Source organism: Bradyrhizobium diversitatis, from assembly GCF_016031635.1.
Classification (GTDB): Bacteria; Pseudomonadota; Alphaproteobacteria; order Rhizobiales; family Xanthobacteraceae; genus Bradyrhizobium; species Bradyrhizobium diversitatis.
This window is the reverse complement of record NZ_JACEGD010000051.1, coordinates 24,461-37,304: the sequence shown is the minus strand read 5'-3', so window position 1 is coordinate 37,304 and position 12,844 is coordinate 24,461. Positions and strand designations below refer to the sequence as shown.

Below are 12,844 nucleotides of genomic sequence, written 5' to 3'. Positions count from 1 at the left end.
GTGAAGCGCTGGCCGCCGGCGACGGGCTTGCCGCCGGAGCTGGCGCAGCGCTTGCGGCTGGGGCGGGTGCCGCCGACGGCGCAGGCGAGGGGCTTGCCGACGCGGCCGGTGCCGGGCCGGGTGTCTGTGCCGGAGCCCCGGACAGGCCAATCGACATGGCCGCCGGGATCAGCGCGGCCAGAGCGAGACGACGAAAACTGGTCATTCTATTCTCCCCAAGGCCTGGATTTACCAAGGCCCAAATTCATCAAGGCCTTACCCACCAAGGCCTCAACCTGGCCGCGCGTCCCGGTTCGCGCGAACCGCGCCGTTCTAACACGCGAGCTCCGAATTCGTCCCATGACAGATGCGTCATGGCAGGCACCTTGGCCGATGTCCTGGTTCGCGGCCGCAAATCACTGGCCAAGCCGGCAAGGATCGCCATATAAGGCGGGCGAAATTCGGGAATTTTCATGAGCGCGCTGGCCAACCACGCATTTGCCAAGATGAACGGCATCGGCAACGAGATCGTCGTTGTCGACATGCGCGATTCCGCAGGCCGGGTGACGCCGGACGATGCGCGGGCGGTGGCGTCTGCGCAAGGCGGCATCGCCTATGACCAGCTCATGGTGCTGCAGAAGCCGCGGCTGGACGGCACCGAGGCCTTCATCCGCATCTACAACAATGACGGCTCGGAGGCTGGCGCCTGCGGCAACGGCATGCGCTGTGTGGTGCGGCGCATCTTCGAGAAGACCGGGCAGACCGCCGCGACCTTCGAGACGGCTGCCGGCCTGCTCAATGCCTGGCAGGGCCCGGCAGCCGATCTCTACACTGTGGATATGGGTGTGCCGAAGTTCGGCTGGCAGGACATTCCGCTGGCGGAAGAGTTTCGCGACACCCGCTACATCGAATTGCAGATCGGCCCGATCGACAATCCGATCCTGCATTCGCCCTCCGTGGTGAGCATGGGCAATCCGCATGCGGTGTTCTGGGTCGAGGACGTCAACGCCTATGACCTCGAACGCTTCGGTCCGCTGCTGGAAAACCATCCGATCTTCCCCGAGCGCGCCAACATCACGCTCGCCCATATCGTCGATGACAAGCACATCACGATCCGCACCTGGGAACGCGGTGCCGGCCTGACCAGGGCGTGCGGTTCGGCGGCCTGTGCCACGGCGGTTGCCGCCGCGCGGCTGAAGCGCGCCGAGCGCAAGGTCGAGATCACGCTGCCCGGCGGCAAGCTCGGCATCGAATGGCGCGAGCGCGACGATCACGTGCTGATGACGGGCACCGCGACCTTCGAATATGAGGGCCGTTTTGATCCGGCGCTGTTCGCGCCTGTCACGTGATGGGCGTCGAGGTCGTCACCTTCGGCTGCCGCCTCAACGCCTTCGAGGCCGAGGTGATCCGCAGCAAGGCGGAGGGCGCAGGCCTTTCCGACACCATCGTCATCAACAGCTGCGCCGTCACCAACGAGGCGGTGGCGCAGGCGCGCCAGTCGATCCGCAAATTGAAGCGCGAGCGGCCCGGTGCGCGCATCGTCGTCACCGGCTGTGCCGCGCAGACGCAAGCTGCGATGTTCGCCGACATGGCCGAGGTCGACCGTGTCGTCGGCAATGACGACAAGATGCGCGGCGAAGCGTGGAGCGCGACGCAGGCGGCGTTCGACGTCGGCGCCGGCGAGAAGATCGCCGTCAGCGACATCATGGCCGTCAGGGAGATGGCGCCGCACCTCGTCGACGGCTATGCGAGCGGCCTGCCGCGTGTGTTCGTGCAGGTGCAGAACGGCTGCGACCATCGCTGCACCTTCTGCATCATCCCGTTCGGCCGCGGCAATTCGCGCTCGGTGCCGATGGGTTCCGTGGTGGAACAGGTCCGGACACTGGTCGAGCGTGGTCATGCCGAGATCGTGCTGACCGGCGTCGACCTCACCAGCTACGGCACCGATCTGCCGGGAGCGCCGAAGCTCGGCATGCTGACCAGGCAGATCTTGCGGCATGTGCCGGAGCTGAAGCGCCTGCGCATCTCCTCGATCGATTCGATCGAGGCCGACAGCGATCTGCTCGACGCCATCGCCGACGATTCGCGGCTGATGCCGCACCTGCATCTGTCGCTGCAATCGGGCGACGACATGATCCTGAAGCGCATGAAACGGCGGCATTCGCGGCAGGATGCGATCGCGTTCTGCGACCAGGTTCGCCGTCTACGCCCGGACATCGCCTTCGGCGCCGATATCATCGCGGGCTTTCCGACCGAGACGGAGGAGATGTTCTCGCGCTCGCTCGACCTCGTCGAGGAATGCGACCTGACGTTCCTGCACGTCTTTCCCTATTCGCCGCGGCCCGGCACGCCGGCGGCGCGGATGCCGCAGGTTGCGGGCGGTGCGATCAAGGAGCGCGCAAAGCGGCTGCGGGCCGCTGGCGAAGCGGCGTTGCGGCAGCGGCTGCAGGCCGAAATCGGCGCAACGCGCGATGTGCTGATCGAGCGTGACGGGCAGGGCCGCACGGAGCATTATCTGCCGGTGGCTGTTGCGGGCGAGCGGGTCGGAAGCATCGTGCGGCTCAGGATCGCCGGCAGTGATGGCGAGCGGCTGACCGCGTAACCGCGCTGTCGTAAGTGCGCCACGCTTTATCCGCGACGTCGTCCCTGCGAACGCAGAGACCCATACCGCGTGATCTATCGGTTGCGCGCGGTGCTCGTCCCAATCAAGCTGAGCGACTGACGGCCGTCGCCAAACTTCTCCCTGTGGCTATGGGTCCCTGCGCCCCGTGCGCAATTGCGCACTAGGCAGGGACGACACCGAGGGTGTGGATACGCCGTGACTGCAACGCGCGTTCCTACGACGCCCGCACCTGCCAGAACCGCAGCGTGCGCCGCGCGTCCTCCGTCGTCATTCCCGCAAAATGATTCTGCGCCCTGGCGAGATCGGCCGGCTTCATCGCGCCCGTCGCGAATCGGCTTTCGAGCACGGCGCCTGTCGTCTCCCAGCTGAGCTGCGCGGCCTTGCACGGCACCAGCAGGCCGTCCTCCCGCACGCTCTGCATCAGGGGGCGAACCACATCGACCGTCGACCCGGATAGCGCCGCAAGGGTCGCCACCGTCTCCTCATAGCGCCGTTGTCTGGCGAAGCCGAGCAACGCCGCCTCGTCAAGCTGGCCGGTTGCCTTGAGACCTGCGATGGCGCGCTTGGCGCCTTCGAAATCACGGACACCGGACATCTCGCGCTCGACGCCGATGGTGACGGCCGCGATCGCGCTCCGGATTTCCTCGAACAGATGCGGCGGCGCGCGCGACAACAGGCGGGCGCGCACGGCGTCCGTCGCCGAGCGCAGCAATCGGCGGCGCAGATCCGATGGCAAATCGACCCGAACGCCGACGCTGACGGCGAGCTCCGGATCGTTCTCGGCCTGTCCGACGATGACGGCAAATCCGCCTCCGGAGACGCGCGCGCCGGGATTGGCGGCGAGCCGCCGGCTCACGCTGGGATAGCGGCGCGCCAGCAGCGCGTCGGTGACGATCTCCTTCAGCCACCAGCGGCCGGCGATCGCGAGCAGATGCGACTCGCCCTTGCTGGAGGCGATCCTCACCAGCTCGCCGTCGTCGAGGCGCGCGGATTCCTGCAGCACGGGACCGGCGATGCGGATCTCGTCATTGCTGGCGAGGCGGCGGATCACGGACGGCGGTGCCTGCGCGACCGGCGCGAGCTGGGCGCTGATCTCGGCGAGCGCGATGCGTGCGCCCATGTCGGCGATGGCGCGCAGCTCGATGGTGCCGATCAGGCGCTCGAGCACGTCGTCGAAGAGTGCGATCTGCTCGTCGTCGAAATTGCCGGCGGAGGAGAGGAACAGCTCGGTGACGCGCCGGGCTGTCGCCAAGCCCTTTTCCGGCGAGCCGATCCGCAGTGCAGATTCGACCTCGTCGATGATCGATAGCCCGGCCTTGGTCATCGCGCGCGGCTCGTCCTGAGCGGTTACGGAAGCTTGTTCTAAGCAACCGTTATCATTAGAGGCGAGCGCTGAAGGTTTCGTAAACCATGGCCGGGACGCGGTCGTTGCAGCGAGATGCCGCTGCGAATGCGGTGCGCTCCCTCCCCCGCCTGCGGGGGAGGGCTGGGGAGAGGGTGTCTCCACAACGGGACGATCCCCCAGAGGAGAGAGCCCTCACCCGCGCCGGAGCCTGTCATCGGGCGCGCCTTCGGCGCGACCCGGTGGGCGCGACCTCTCCCGCAAGCGGGAGAGGTGAACAGCGCCTATTCCCCATTCCACCCGCAAGCCCTGAGCTTCTCGTGCATGTGGGGCGGGGCGGGCGCCACGACGCGGACCGGATCCTTGTTCCGGGAGATTGGCACCACGATCTCGCGGGAATGCAGATGCAGCTTTGGCTCGCCGAAGCGCGGGCCGTTGCCGTAAATGTTATCGCCGAAGATCGGCCAGCCGGTCGCGGCCGAGTGCACCCGCAATTGATGGGTCCGGCCGGTGACGGGTTCCATGGCGAGCCAGGTCAGGCCCTCGCCCCGGCCCATCACCTTCCAGTTGGTGATGGCCTTCTGCCCTTCCGGGTCGGGCTTCTGCCACCACCCGCGCTCGGCATTGAGCCGGCCGAGCGGCATGTCGATGGTGCCTTCGTCTTCAGCGGGGCCGCCCTCGACCACGGTCCAATAGGTTTTGCCGATCTTGCCATGCTTGAAGAGCAGGCCGAGCGACGCGGTCGCCTTGCGATGGCGGCCGAGCACGAGGCAGCCGGAAGTGTCCTTGTCGAGCCGGTGAGCCAGCACCGGCGGTCGCGGCAAGCCGAAGCGGAGCGCGTCGAAGGAATCCTCGAGGTTCGGCCCACCCTTGGGGCCGCGATGCACCGGCAGGCCGGCCGGCTTGTCGATGACCAGCATCAGCCCGTCGCGATGGAGCACGCGGCTCAAGATCTCGTCAGCGGTCAATTCGGGAACATCGAGCAATTGCAAGACTTTCGTTTGGAAGCGGGAACGGCTAACACGCCTCCATGAACGATACCACTTCCGAGACCCCCAAGCTGAGCTGGTGGCGCCGCCTGTCCAACGGGCTGAAGCGCACGTCGTCCTCGCTGGGGACCGCGGTCGCCGACCTCGTCACCAAGCGCAAGCTCGACCGCGCCATGCTCGACGACATCGAGGACGTGCTCTTGCGCGCCGACCTCGGCACGCAGGTCGCGGTCCGGATCGCGGACGCGGTCGGCACGGGGCGGTATGACAAGGCGATCTCGGCCGACGAGGTCAAGGACGTCGTCGCGACCGAGGTCGAGAAGGTGCTGGCGCCGGTCGCGAAGCCACTCGAGATCGATGTTGGCAAGAAGCCGTTCGTCATTCTCGTCGTCGGCGTCAACGGCTCCGGCAAGACCACCACGATCGGAAAGCTCTCGCAGAAATTCGCGTCCGAGGGCCGCAAGGTGATGCTGGCCGCCGGCGACACGTTTCGCGCGGCGGCGATCGAGCAGCTCAAGGTCTGGGGCGAGCGGACGAAGACGCCCGTCATATCAGGTGCGCAGGGCTCTGATTCGGCCAGCCTCGCCTTCAACGCGCTGACGGCGGCGAAGGAGCAGAACATCGACGTGCTCCTGATCGACACCGCCGGCCGCCTGCAGAACAAGGCCGAGCTGATGAACGAGCTCGAAAAGGTCGTGCGCGTCATCCGCAAGGTGGACGCAACCGCGCCGCACGCGGTGCTGCTGGTGCTGGACGCCACCGTCGGCCAGAACGCGCTGTCGCAGGTCGAGGCCTTCCATCGCACCGCAGGGGTCACCGGCCTCGTGATGACCAAGCTCGACGGCACGGCGCGCGGCGGCATCCTGGTGGCGCTCGCGGAGAAATTCAAACTGCCGGTGCACTTCATCGGCGTCGGCGAAGGCGTCGACGATCTCGCGCCGTTCACCGCGCGTGACTTCGCCCGCGCCATCGCCGGAATCGAGAGCTGAAGAATGGACAAGTCCCAGCCGCATCCGCTGTTCAAGCTCGCGACCGAGCTCGGTCCGCTGCTCGTGTTCTTCTTCGTCAATGCGAAGTTCAATCTGTTCGCCGCGACCGGCGCATTCATGGTCGCGATCGTGGTGGCGATGGTCGCCTCCTATGTGGTGACGCGCCACATCCCGATCATGGCGATCGTGACGGGCGTGATCGTATTGGTGTTCGGCACGCTGACCCTGGTGCTGCACGACGAGACCTTCATCAAGGTCAAGCCGACCATCATCTACGGCCTGTTCGCCGCGATCCTCGGCGGCGGCCTGTTGTTCGGCCGCTCCTTCATCGCCGTGATGTTCGACCAGGTATTCAACCTGACCCCGCAGGGCTGGCGCATCCTCACGCTGCGCTGGGCGTTGTTCTTCGCCGGCATGGCCGTGCTGAACGAGATCGTCTGGCGCACCCAGAGCACCGACTTCTGGGTGAACTTCAAGGTGTTCGGCGTGACGCCCATCACGATGATCTTCGCCATCGCCCAGATGCCGCTGACCAAGCGCTACCACCTCGCGCCGGTATCGCTGGAGACCAGCGAGGCGGAGGCGGGGGATGTGAGCAAGGGGTAGCTGATCTCGTGTCCCGGACGCGCGAAGCGCGAGCCGGGACCCAGTGCTCTCTCCAACAGCGCCGTCGTGGTGACATGGGCCCCGGCTCTGCAGCGCATCGATCAAGGATCGCTGCGCTGCGTCCGGGGCACGAGATGCCTTACGATCCCGCCTTCAGCGCCTTCTCCATCTGCGGCATCAGCACCGTCCGCAGATTGTCCGGCGTGACCGGCCCCACCAGCTTGTAGACGATGGTGCCCTCGCGCCCGACGACGAAGGTTTCCGGCACGCCATAGACGCCCCATTCGATCGAGGCGCGGCCGTTCGCGTCCACGCCGACGCGGCCGAACGGGTTGCCGTAGCGGCCGAGGAAGCGGCGCGCATTGTCGGCGGCGTCCTTGTAATTGATGCCGACCAGTTGGAAGCGCTTGTCCTTGGCGAGCTCGGTCAGGAGCGGCGCCTCGTCATGGCACGGCACGCACCAGGACGCCCAGACGTTGACCAGGCTGACCTTGCCCTTGAACGCGGCGGGATCGAGCCCCGGCACCTGGGTGCCGTTGTCCTGCAATCCCTCCAGCGGCGGCAGCGCCGTCTGCGGCGCCGGCCGACCGATCAGCGCCGAGGGGATCCGCGAGGGATCGCCGCTGCCGAGCCGGAACCAGAACAGCAGCGCGAGTCCGATGAAGGCGATCAGCGGCAGCACCATCAGGAAGGTGCGGCGCTGCGGCGGGGCGGAAGTCGATTGATCGCTCATCGCAGCTCCGTCGCGCTGCGGCCTGAACGGCGGGTGATGCCGCGCTCCTCCAGTTCGCGCAGGCGCTGCGTCTGGCTGCGATAATCGAGCACGATCCAGCCGATCAGGATCGCGACCACGGCGGCCGCCGCGGCATAGGACGTCACGATGAAGGAGGCGTAGGGACCGAGCGACATGATCAAGCGGCCCCGACTTCGTTTGAAGCGCCTTCACCACGCGAACCGCTTTCGCCCGAGAACGCGATGCGGCTCGCCTGCATCATCTGCAGCGAGCGGACGCGGCGGCGCAAAATCTCATTGCGCATCGCAGCCAGGTGCAGCGTGACGAACAGCAGCGTGAACGCGATCGCCATCACCAGCAGCGGAATCAGGAACGACTTGTCGAGGGCCGAGCCGCCCATCCGCATCACCGAGGCCGGCTGGTGCAGCGTGTTCCACCAGTCGACCGAGAACTTGATGATGGGCAGGTTGATGGCACCAACCAGGGTGAGCACCGCCGCGGCGCGTGCCGCGCGCGAGGGATCGTCGACCGCGCGCCACAGCGCCATCAGGCCGAGATACATCAGGAACAGGATCAGCACCGAGGTCAGCCGCGCATCCCATTCCCAATAGGTGCCCCACATCGGCCGGCCCCACAGCGAGCCCGTGAGCAGCGCGAGGAAGGTGAAGCTGGCGCCGATCGGCGCTGCCGCTTTCGCGGCGACATCGGCGAGCGGATGCCGCCACACCAGCGTGCCCAATGATGCGATGCTCATCACGCCCCAGACGAACATCGACAGCCAGGCATTGGGCACGTGGATGAACATGATCTTCACGGTCGCGCCCTGCTGGTAGTCGTCGGGCGCGAGCGCGGATTGATAGAGGCCGATCGCGAGCAGGATGACGGTCGCGGCCGCGAGCCACGGCAACACCCGCGCCGTCAGGGCGAGGAACCGTGTCGGATTGGCGAGGTCGATCAGCGTCATGGTATCCTGATAATCACCGGGGGCCGCTCAGGCAATCAGCACGAAAGGCCGCAGCGAAAATTGATCGGAGTCAAGGTCGGTCGAGCCCATCTCAATCGAGACCATGGCGCAGGCTCGCCGCCGCCGCGAACGGGCCGACGACGAGGCTGACCAGGGACAGCGCACAGAGGATCGAGAACGGCGCCCCGAACGTCATGGGACCGACGATCACGGCCTGCGAGGCGGCAACGCCGAAGATCAGCACGGGAATCGACAGCGGCAGCACGAGAACGGCCATCAGCAGCCCGCCGCGATGCAGCGTCACCGCCAATGCCGCGCCGATCATGCCGGTGAAGGTCAGGGCCGGCGTGCCCGCCAGCAGCGTCAGCGCCACTGCGCCGGTTGCGACCATGTCGAGGTTGAGCAACAGGCCGAGCACGGGGGTTGCGACAATCAGCGGCAGGCCGGCGGCCAGCCAATGCGCCAGCGCCTTGGCCGCGCAGGCGAGTTCCAGCGGCGTCCGGCTCATCGTGATCAGGTCGAGCGAGCCGTCCTCATGATCGGCCATGAACAGCCGGTCCAGGGTGAGCAGGCTCGCCAGCAGCGCGCCGAGCCACAGGATCGCCGGCCCCAGCCGCGACAGCAGCGCCAGATCCGGCCCCACCGCGAACGGCATCAGCACTACCACGGTCAGGAAGAACAGCACCCCGATCAGCGCCCCGCCGCCAACGCGCAGCGCGATCCGGATGTCCCGGCGGATCAGGGCGGACAGGGCGGTCATGGAGTGGCCCTTCCGGCGGTTGGGAAAACCTTCGCCGCCGGCCCCAGGGACACTGCGCTCCCTCCCCCCCTGTGGGGGAGGGCGGGGGAGGGGGGTAGCCCCGGGCGAGATGTGTGCTTAGCGCGAGCCTCCAGCAACCGAAAGCCCACTTTCCCGACGCTAGAGTCGAGAGGCCGCGCCGTGTGGCACCCCCCTCCCTGGCCCTCTCCCACAAGGGGGGAGGGAACGGAGAGGCCGGAGCCCGGCCGCTTGGAAAGCTGAGGGTATGGCCGCATCACGCCACACCCCCGATCCGCAGCTCCCGCGATTCGATCCCCAACGGGGCGTGGGTGGCCGCGACGATGAGGCCGCCGGCGGCCAGGTGCTCGCGCATCAGGCTGCCGAACATGTCCTGGCCGGCCACATCCAGCGCATTGGTCGGCTCGTCCAGCAGCCAGACCGGGCGGCGGACGGTCAGCAGCCGGGCCAGCGAGAGCCGGCGGCGCTGGCCGGCGGAGAGGAAGCCGGCGGGCAAATGGGTGGCATGGTCGAGGCCGACTTTGGCGAGGCTTTCAGCTGCGTCACTGCGCTCCCCGCCCAAGAAATCAGCCCAGAAGACCAGATTTTCCGCAACGCTCAGCGCCGGCTTCAGGGCATCGCGGTGGCCGAGATAGTGGCACTGCTCCGGCACCGTCAGCTCGGCGTCGCCCCCGTCCAGCGCGATCGTCCCGGCGGCGGGAACGAGCAGGCCTGCGATCAGCCGCAGCAGCGAGGTCTTGCCCGATCCGTTGCGACCCGTCACCGCCACGGCTTGGCCCGAGGCGGCCGCGAATTCGAGGCCGGCGAACACCTCGCGTCCGCCCCGCACGCATCTGAGCCCGTGACCTGAAAGCCGCATCTCGCCTCGTTTCGACCCGCTCAAAGCCAGGCCTCAGGAAATCTTGGGGTAGCGCATGGGAATTTTTGGCTCGCGGATTGCTGCGGCACGATTGTGGCTGTGGCGGCGCCGTTAGAAAGCTTCTATAAGCCCGGAACTACTTGATGCAGCAACTCAACCTGCCCCTGCAAGCGGCCCAGCCTGATACGCTGACGGTGTTAAAATACCCTGCCGGGTATAACTAACAATTGGGATCTCCTACATGACCTCGCTCGACAGCTTCAAATGCAAAAAGACCCTCAAGGTCGGCGCCAAGACCTATGTGTATTACAGCCTGCCCACGGCCGAGAAGAATGGTCTGAAGGGAATTTCGAAACTTCCCTATTCGATGAAGGTCCTGCTCGAGAACCTGCTGCGCAACGAGGACGGCCGCTCGGTCAAGAAGGAAGACATCGTCGCGGTGTCGAAATGGCTGCGCAAGAAGTCGCTGGAGCATGAGATCGCCTTCCGTCCCGCGCGCGTTCTGATGCAGGACTTCACCGGCGTGCCCGCGGTGGTCGACCTCGCTGCGATGCGCAACGCGATGCAGAAGCTCGGCGGCGATGCAGAGAAGATCAACCCGCTGGTTCCCGTCGATCTCGTCATCGACCACTCCGTGATCGTGAACTTCTTCGGCGACAACAAGGCCTTCGGCAAGAACGTCACCGAGGAATACAAGCAGAACCAGGAGCGGTACGAGTTCCTGAAGTGGGGCCAGAAGGCCTTCTCGAACTTCTCCGTCGTGCCGCCTGGCACCGGCATCTGCCACCAGGTCAACCTCGAATATCTGGCCCAGACGGTCTGGACCAAGAAGGAGAAGATGACCGTCGGCAAGAAGACCGGCACCTTCGAGGTGGCCTATCCCGATTCGCTGGTCGGCACTGATTCGCACACCACCATGGTCAATGGTCTTGCCGTGCTCGGCTGGGGCGTCGGCGGCATCGAAGCGGAAGCCTGCATGCTCGGCCAGCCGCTGTCGATGCTGCTGCCCAACGTCGTCGGCTTCAAGCTGAAGGGCGCGCTGAAGGAAGGCGTCACCGCCACCGACCTCGTGCTCACCGTGACGCAGATGCTGCGCAAGCTCGGCGTGGTCGGCAAGTTCGTCGAGTTCTTCGGCCCGGGCCTCGACCATCTCTCGGTCGCGGACAAGGCCACCATCGCCAACATGGCACCCGAATATGGCGCGACCTGCGGCTTCTTCCCGGTCGATGCCGCCGCGCTCGATTATCTCAAGACCTCCGGCCGTGCCTCGGCCCGCGTCGCGCTGGTGCAGGCCTATGCCAAGGCCCAGGGCCTGTTCCGCACCGCCAAGTCGCCCGATCCCGTGTTCACGGAAACGCTGACCCTCGACCTCGGCGACGTCGTGCCGTCGATGGCCGGGCCGAAGCGTCCCGAAGGCCGCATCGCGCTGCCCACGGTCGCGGACGGCTTCTCGCTCGCGCTCGCCAGCGAGTACAAAAAGGCCGAGGAGCCGGCCAAGCGCTTCCCCGTCGAAGGCAAGAACTTCGACATCGGCCATGGTGACGTCGTGATCGCCGCCATCACCTCCTGCACCAACACCTCGAACCCGAGCGTTCTGATCGGCGCCGGCCTGCTCGCGCGCAATGCGGCTGCGAAGGGCCTGAAGGCCAAGCCGTGGGTGAAGACCTCGCTCGCCCCGGGCAGCCAGGTGGTCGCGGAATATCTCGCCAATTCCGGTCTGCAGCCCGATCTCGACAAGGTCGGTTTCAACCTGGTCGGCTTCGGCTGCACCACCTGCATCGGCAATTCCGGCCCGCTGCCGGAGGAGATCTCGAAATCGATCAACGACAACGGCATCGTCGCGGCTGCGGTGCTCTCCGGCAACCGCAACTTCGAAGGCCGCGTCTCGCCGGACGTGCAGGCGAACTACCTGGCCTCGCCGCCGCTGGTCGTCGCCTACGCGCTCGCCGGCAGCGTCACCAAGAACCTCGCCACCGAGCCGCTCGGCGAGGGCAAGGACGGCAAGCCGGTGTACCTGAAGGACATCTGGCCGACGACCAAGGAAATCAACGCCTTCATGAAGAAGTTCGTGACCGCGTCGATCTTCAAGAAGAAGTATGCCGACGTGTTCAAGGGCGACACCAACTGGCGCAAGATCAAGACGGTCGAGAGCGAGACCTATCGCTGGAACATGTCGTCGACCTATGTGCAGAACCCGCCTTATTTCGACGGCATGAAGAAGGAGCCGGAGCCGGTCACCGACATCATCGAGGCGCGCATCCTCGCCATGTTCGGCGACAAGATCACCACCGACCACATCTCGCCGGCCGGTTCGATCAAGCTCACCTCGCCCGCGGGCAAATATCTCAGCGAGCACCAGGTGCGCCCGGCCGACTTCAACCAGTACGGCACGCGCCGCGGCAATCATGAAGTCATGATGCGCGGCACCTTCGCCAACATCCGCATCAAGAACTTCATGCTGAAGGGCGCCGACGGCAACATTCCGGAAGGCGGCCTGACCAAGCACTGGCCCGACGGCGAGCAGATGTCGATCTACGACGCCGCGATGAGATACCAGCAGGAGCAGGTGCCGCTGGTGGTGTTCGCCGGCGCCGAATACGGCAACGGCTCCTCGCGCGACTGGGCCGCGAAGGGCACGCGTCTGCTCGGCGTGCGCGCCGTGATCTGCCAGAGCTTCGAGCGCATCCACCGCTCCAATCTGGTCGGCATGGGCGTGCTGCCGCTGACCTTCGAGGAAGGCACCTCGTGGTCGTCGCTGGGCCTGAAGGGCGACGAGAAGGTCACGCTGCGTGGCCTCGTCGGCGACCTCAAGCCGCGCCAGAAGCTGACCGCGGAGATCGTCTCCGGCGACGGTTCGCTGCAGCGCGTTTCGCTGCTCTGCCGCATCGATACGCTGGACGAGCTCGACTACTACCGCAACGGCGGTATCCTGCACTACGTGCTGCGCAAGCTCGCGGCGTAAGCGCGGATTTGTGAACGATG

Annotated in this window: 12 protein-coding genes and 1 pseudogene; 5 read left to right on the top strand and 8 right to left on the bottom strand. The window is 66.3% G+C overall.

The features are described from left to right. Nucleotides 1-205 (bottom strand): annotated as a pseudogene (locus tag H1B27_RS39860) (GyrI-like domain-containing protein); the annotation flags it as partial. A 247-nt stretch (nucleotides 206-452) separates the two neighbouring features. Here H1B27_RS39860 and dapF point away from each other — a divergent pair. Both dapF and mtaB read left to right on the top strand, forming a co-directional pair. Continuing rightward, complete coding sequence (gene dapF / locus H1B27_RS35785; protein WP_197969275.1) at nucleotides 453-1,328, top strand: diaminopimelate epimerase; 876 nt, start codon at nucleotides 453-455, stop codon at nucleotides 1,326-1,328. Continuing rightward, nucleotides 1,328-2,581, top strand: coding sequence for a tRNA (N(6)-L-threonylcarbamoyladenosine(37)-C(2))-methylthiotransferase MtaB (mtaB, locus tag H1B27_RS35780; RefSeq protein ID WP_197969277.1), 1,254 nt, complete (start codon nucleotides 1,328-1,330; stop codon nucleotides 2,579-2,581). Before dapF ends, mtaB begins: the two co-directional genes overlap by 1 nt. A gap of 235 nt (nucleotides 2,582-2,816) precedes the next feature. Here the strand turns inward: mtaB and H1B27_RS35775 are convergent, their stop codons facing one another. Together H1B27_RS35775 and H1B27_RS35770 are read right to left on the bottom strand one after the other, a co-directional pair. After that, entirely contained in the window at nucleotides 2,817-3,926 is a 1,110-nt protein-coding gene (locus H1B27_RS35775; RefSeq protein WP_197969274.1) for a DUF2336 domain-containing protein, read from the bottom strand. A 302-nt stretch (nucleotides 3,927-4,228) separates the two neighbouring features. After that, nucleotides 4,229-4,930 carry an RluA family pseudouridine synthase gene (locus tag H1B27_RS35770; RefSeq protein ID WP_061880177.1) on the bottom strand — a complete coding sequence of 234 codons (702 nt, stop codon included), beginning with the start codon at nucleotides 4,928-4,930 and terminating at the stop codon, nucleotides 4,229-4,231. Between the two features lie 44 nt (nucleotides 4,931-4,974). On the opposite strand from H1B27_RS35770, the gene ftsY reads away from it, so the two are divergent. Both ftsY and H1B27_RS35760 read left to right on the top strand, forming a co-directional pair. Next, nucleotides 4,975-5,922 carry a signal recognition particle-docking protein FtsY gene (gene ftsY, locus H1B27_RS35765; RefSeq protein WP_061880178.1) on the top strand — a complete coding sequence of 316 codons (948 nt, stop codon included), beginning with the start codon at nucleotides 4,975-4,977 and terminating at the stop codon, nucleotides 5,920-5,922. Nucleotides 5,923-5,925: 3 nt separating this feature from the next. Further along, nucleotides 5,926-6,528 carry a septation protein A gene (locus H1B27_RS35760; protein ID WP_061880179.1) on the top strand — a complete coding sequence of 201 codons (603 nt, stop codon included), beginning with the start codon at nucleotides 5,926-5,928 and terminating at the stop codon, nucleotides 6,526-6,528. A gap of 139 nt (nucleotides 6,529-6,667) precedes the next feature. Here the strand turns inward: H1B27_RS35760 and H1B27_RS35755 are convergent, their stop codons facing one another. The 5 genes from H1B27_RS35755 to ccmA form a co-directional block, all read right to left on the bottom strand. Then, nucleotides 6,668-7,261, bottom strand: a complete 594-nt coding sequence (locus tag H1B27_RS35755; RefSeq protein ID WP_061880180.1) for a DsbE family thiol:disulfide interchange protein — start codon at nucleotides 7,259-7,261, stop codon at nucleotides 6,668-6,670. Then, entirely contained in the window at nucleotides 7,258-7,443 is a 186-nt protein-coding gene (gene ccmD, locus H1B27_RS35750) for a heme exporter protein CcmD (RefSeq protein ID WP_028177747.1), read from the bottom strand. The genes H1B27_RS35755 and ccmD overlap by 4 nt, the downstream gene beginning before the upstream one ends. Beyond that, a complete protein-coding gene (locus tag H1B27_RS35745; protein WP_197969273.1) occupies nucleotides 7,440-8,225 on the bottom strand; it encodes a heme ABC transporter permease in 786 nt (261 codons plus the stop codon). The genes ccmD and H1B27_RS35745 overlap by 4 nt, the downstream gene beginning before the upstream one ends. 91 nt (nucleotides 8,226-8,316) lie before the next feature. Next, nucleotides 8,317-8,985 carry a heme exporter protein CcmB gene (ccmB, locus tag H1B27_RS35740; RefSeq protein ID WP_061880182.1) on the bottom strand — a complete coding sequence of 223 codons (669 nt, stop codon included), beginning with the start codon at nucleotides 8,983-8,985 and terminating at the stop codon, nucleotides 8,317-8,319. Nucleotides 8,986-9,259: 274 nt separating this feature from the next. Next, on the bottom strand, nucleotides 9,260-9,862 hold the full coding sequence (gene ccmA, locus H1B27_RS35735; protein ID WP_197969272.1) for a heme ABC exporter ATP-binding protein CcmA: 603 nt from the start codon (nucleotides 9,860-9,862) through the stop codon (nucleotides 9,260-9,262). Between the two features lie 241 nt (nucleotides 9,863-10,103). On the opposite strand from ccmA, the gene acnA reads away from it, so the two are divergent. Next, on the top strand, nucleotides 10,104-12,824 hold the full coding sequence (gene acnA, locus H1B27_RS35730; protein WP_197969271.1) for an aconitate hydratase AcnA: 2,721 nt from the start codon (nucleotides 10,104-10,106) through the stop codon (nucleotides 12,822-12,824). Nucleotides 12,825-12,844 lie beyond the last annotated feature (20 nt).

Coding starts and splice junctions, on each gene's coding strand:
- dapF (WP_197969275.1), top strand. CDS start 453: ATGAGCGCGCTGGCCAACCACGCATTTGCCAAGATGAACGGCATCGGC.
- mtaB (WP_197969277.1), top strand. CDS start 1,328: ATGGGCGTCGAGGTCGTCACCTTCGGCTGCCGCCTCAACGCCTTCGAG.
- H1B27_RS35775 (WP_197969274.1), bottom strand. CDS start 3,926: ATGACCAAGGCCGGGCTATCGATCATCGACGAGGTCGAATCTGCACTG.
- ftsY (WP_061880178.1), top strand. CDS start 4,975: ATGAACGATACCACTTCCGAGACCCCCAAGCTGAGCTGGTGGCGCCGC.
- H1B27_RS35760 (WP_061880179.1), top strand. CDS start 5,926: ATGGACAAGTCCCAGCCGCATCCGCTGTTCAAGCTCGCGACCGAGCTC.
- H1B27_RS35755 (WP_061880180.1), bottom strand. CDS start 7,261: ATGAGCGATCAATCGACTTCCGCCCCGCCGCAGCGCCGCACCTTCCTG.
- H1B27_RS35745 (WP_197969273.1), bottom strand. CDS start 8,225: ATGACGCTGATCGACCTCGCCAATCCGACACGGTTCCTCGCCCTGACG.
- ccmB (WP_061880182.1), bottom strand. CDS start 8,985: ATGACCGCCCTGTCCGCCCTGATCCGCCGGGACATCCGGATCGCGCTG.
- ccmA (WP_197969272.1), bottom strand. CDS start 9,862: ATGCGGCTTTCAGGTCACGGGCTCAGATGCGTGCGGGGCGGACGCGAG.
- acnA (WP_197969271.1), top strand. CDS start 10,104: ATGACCTCGCTCGACAGCTTCAAATGCAAAAAGACCCTCAAGGTCGGC.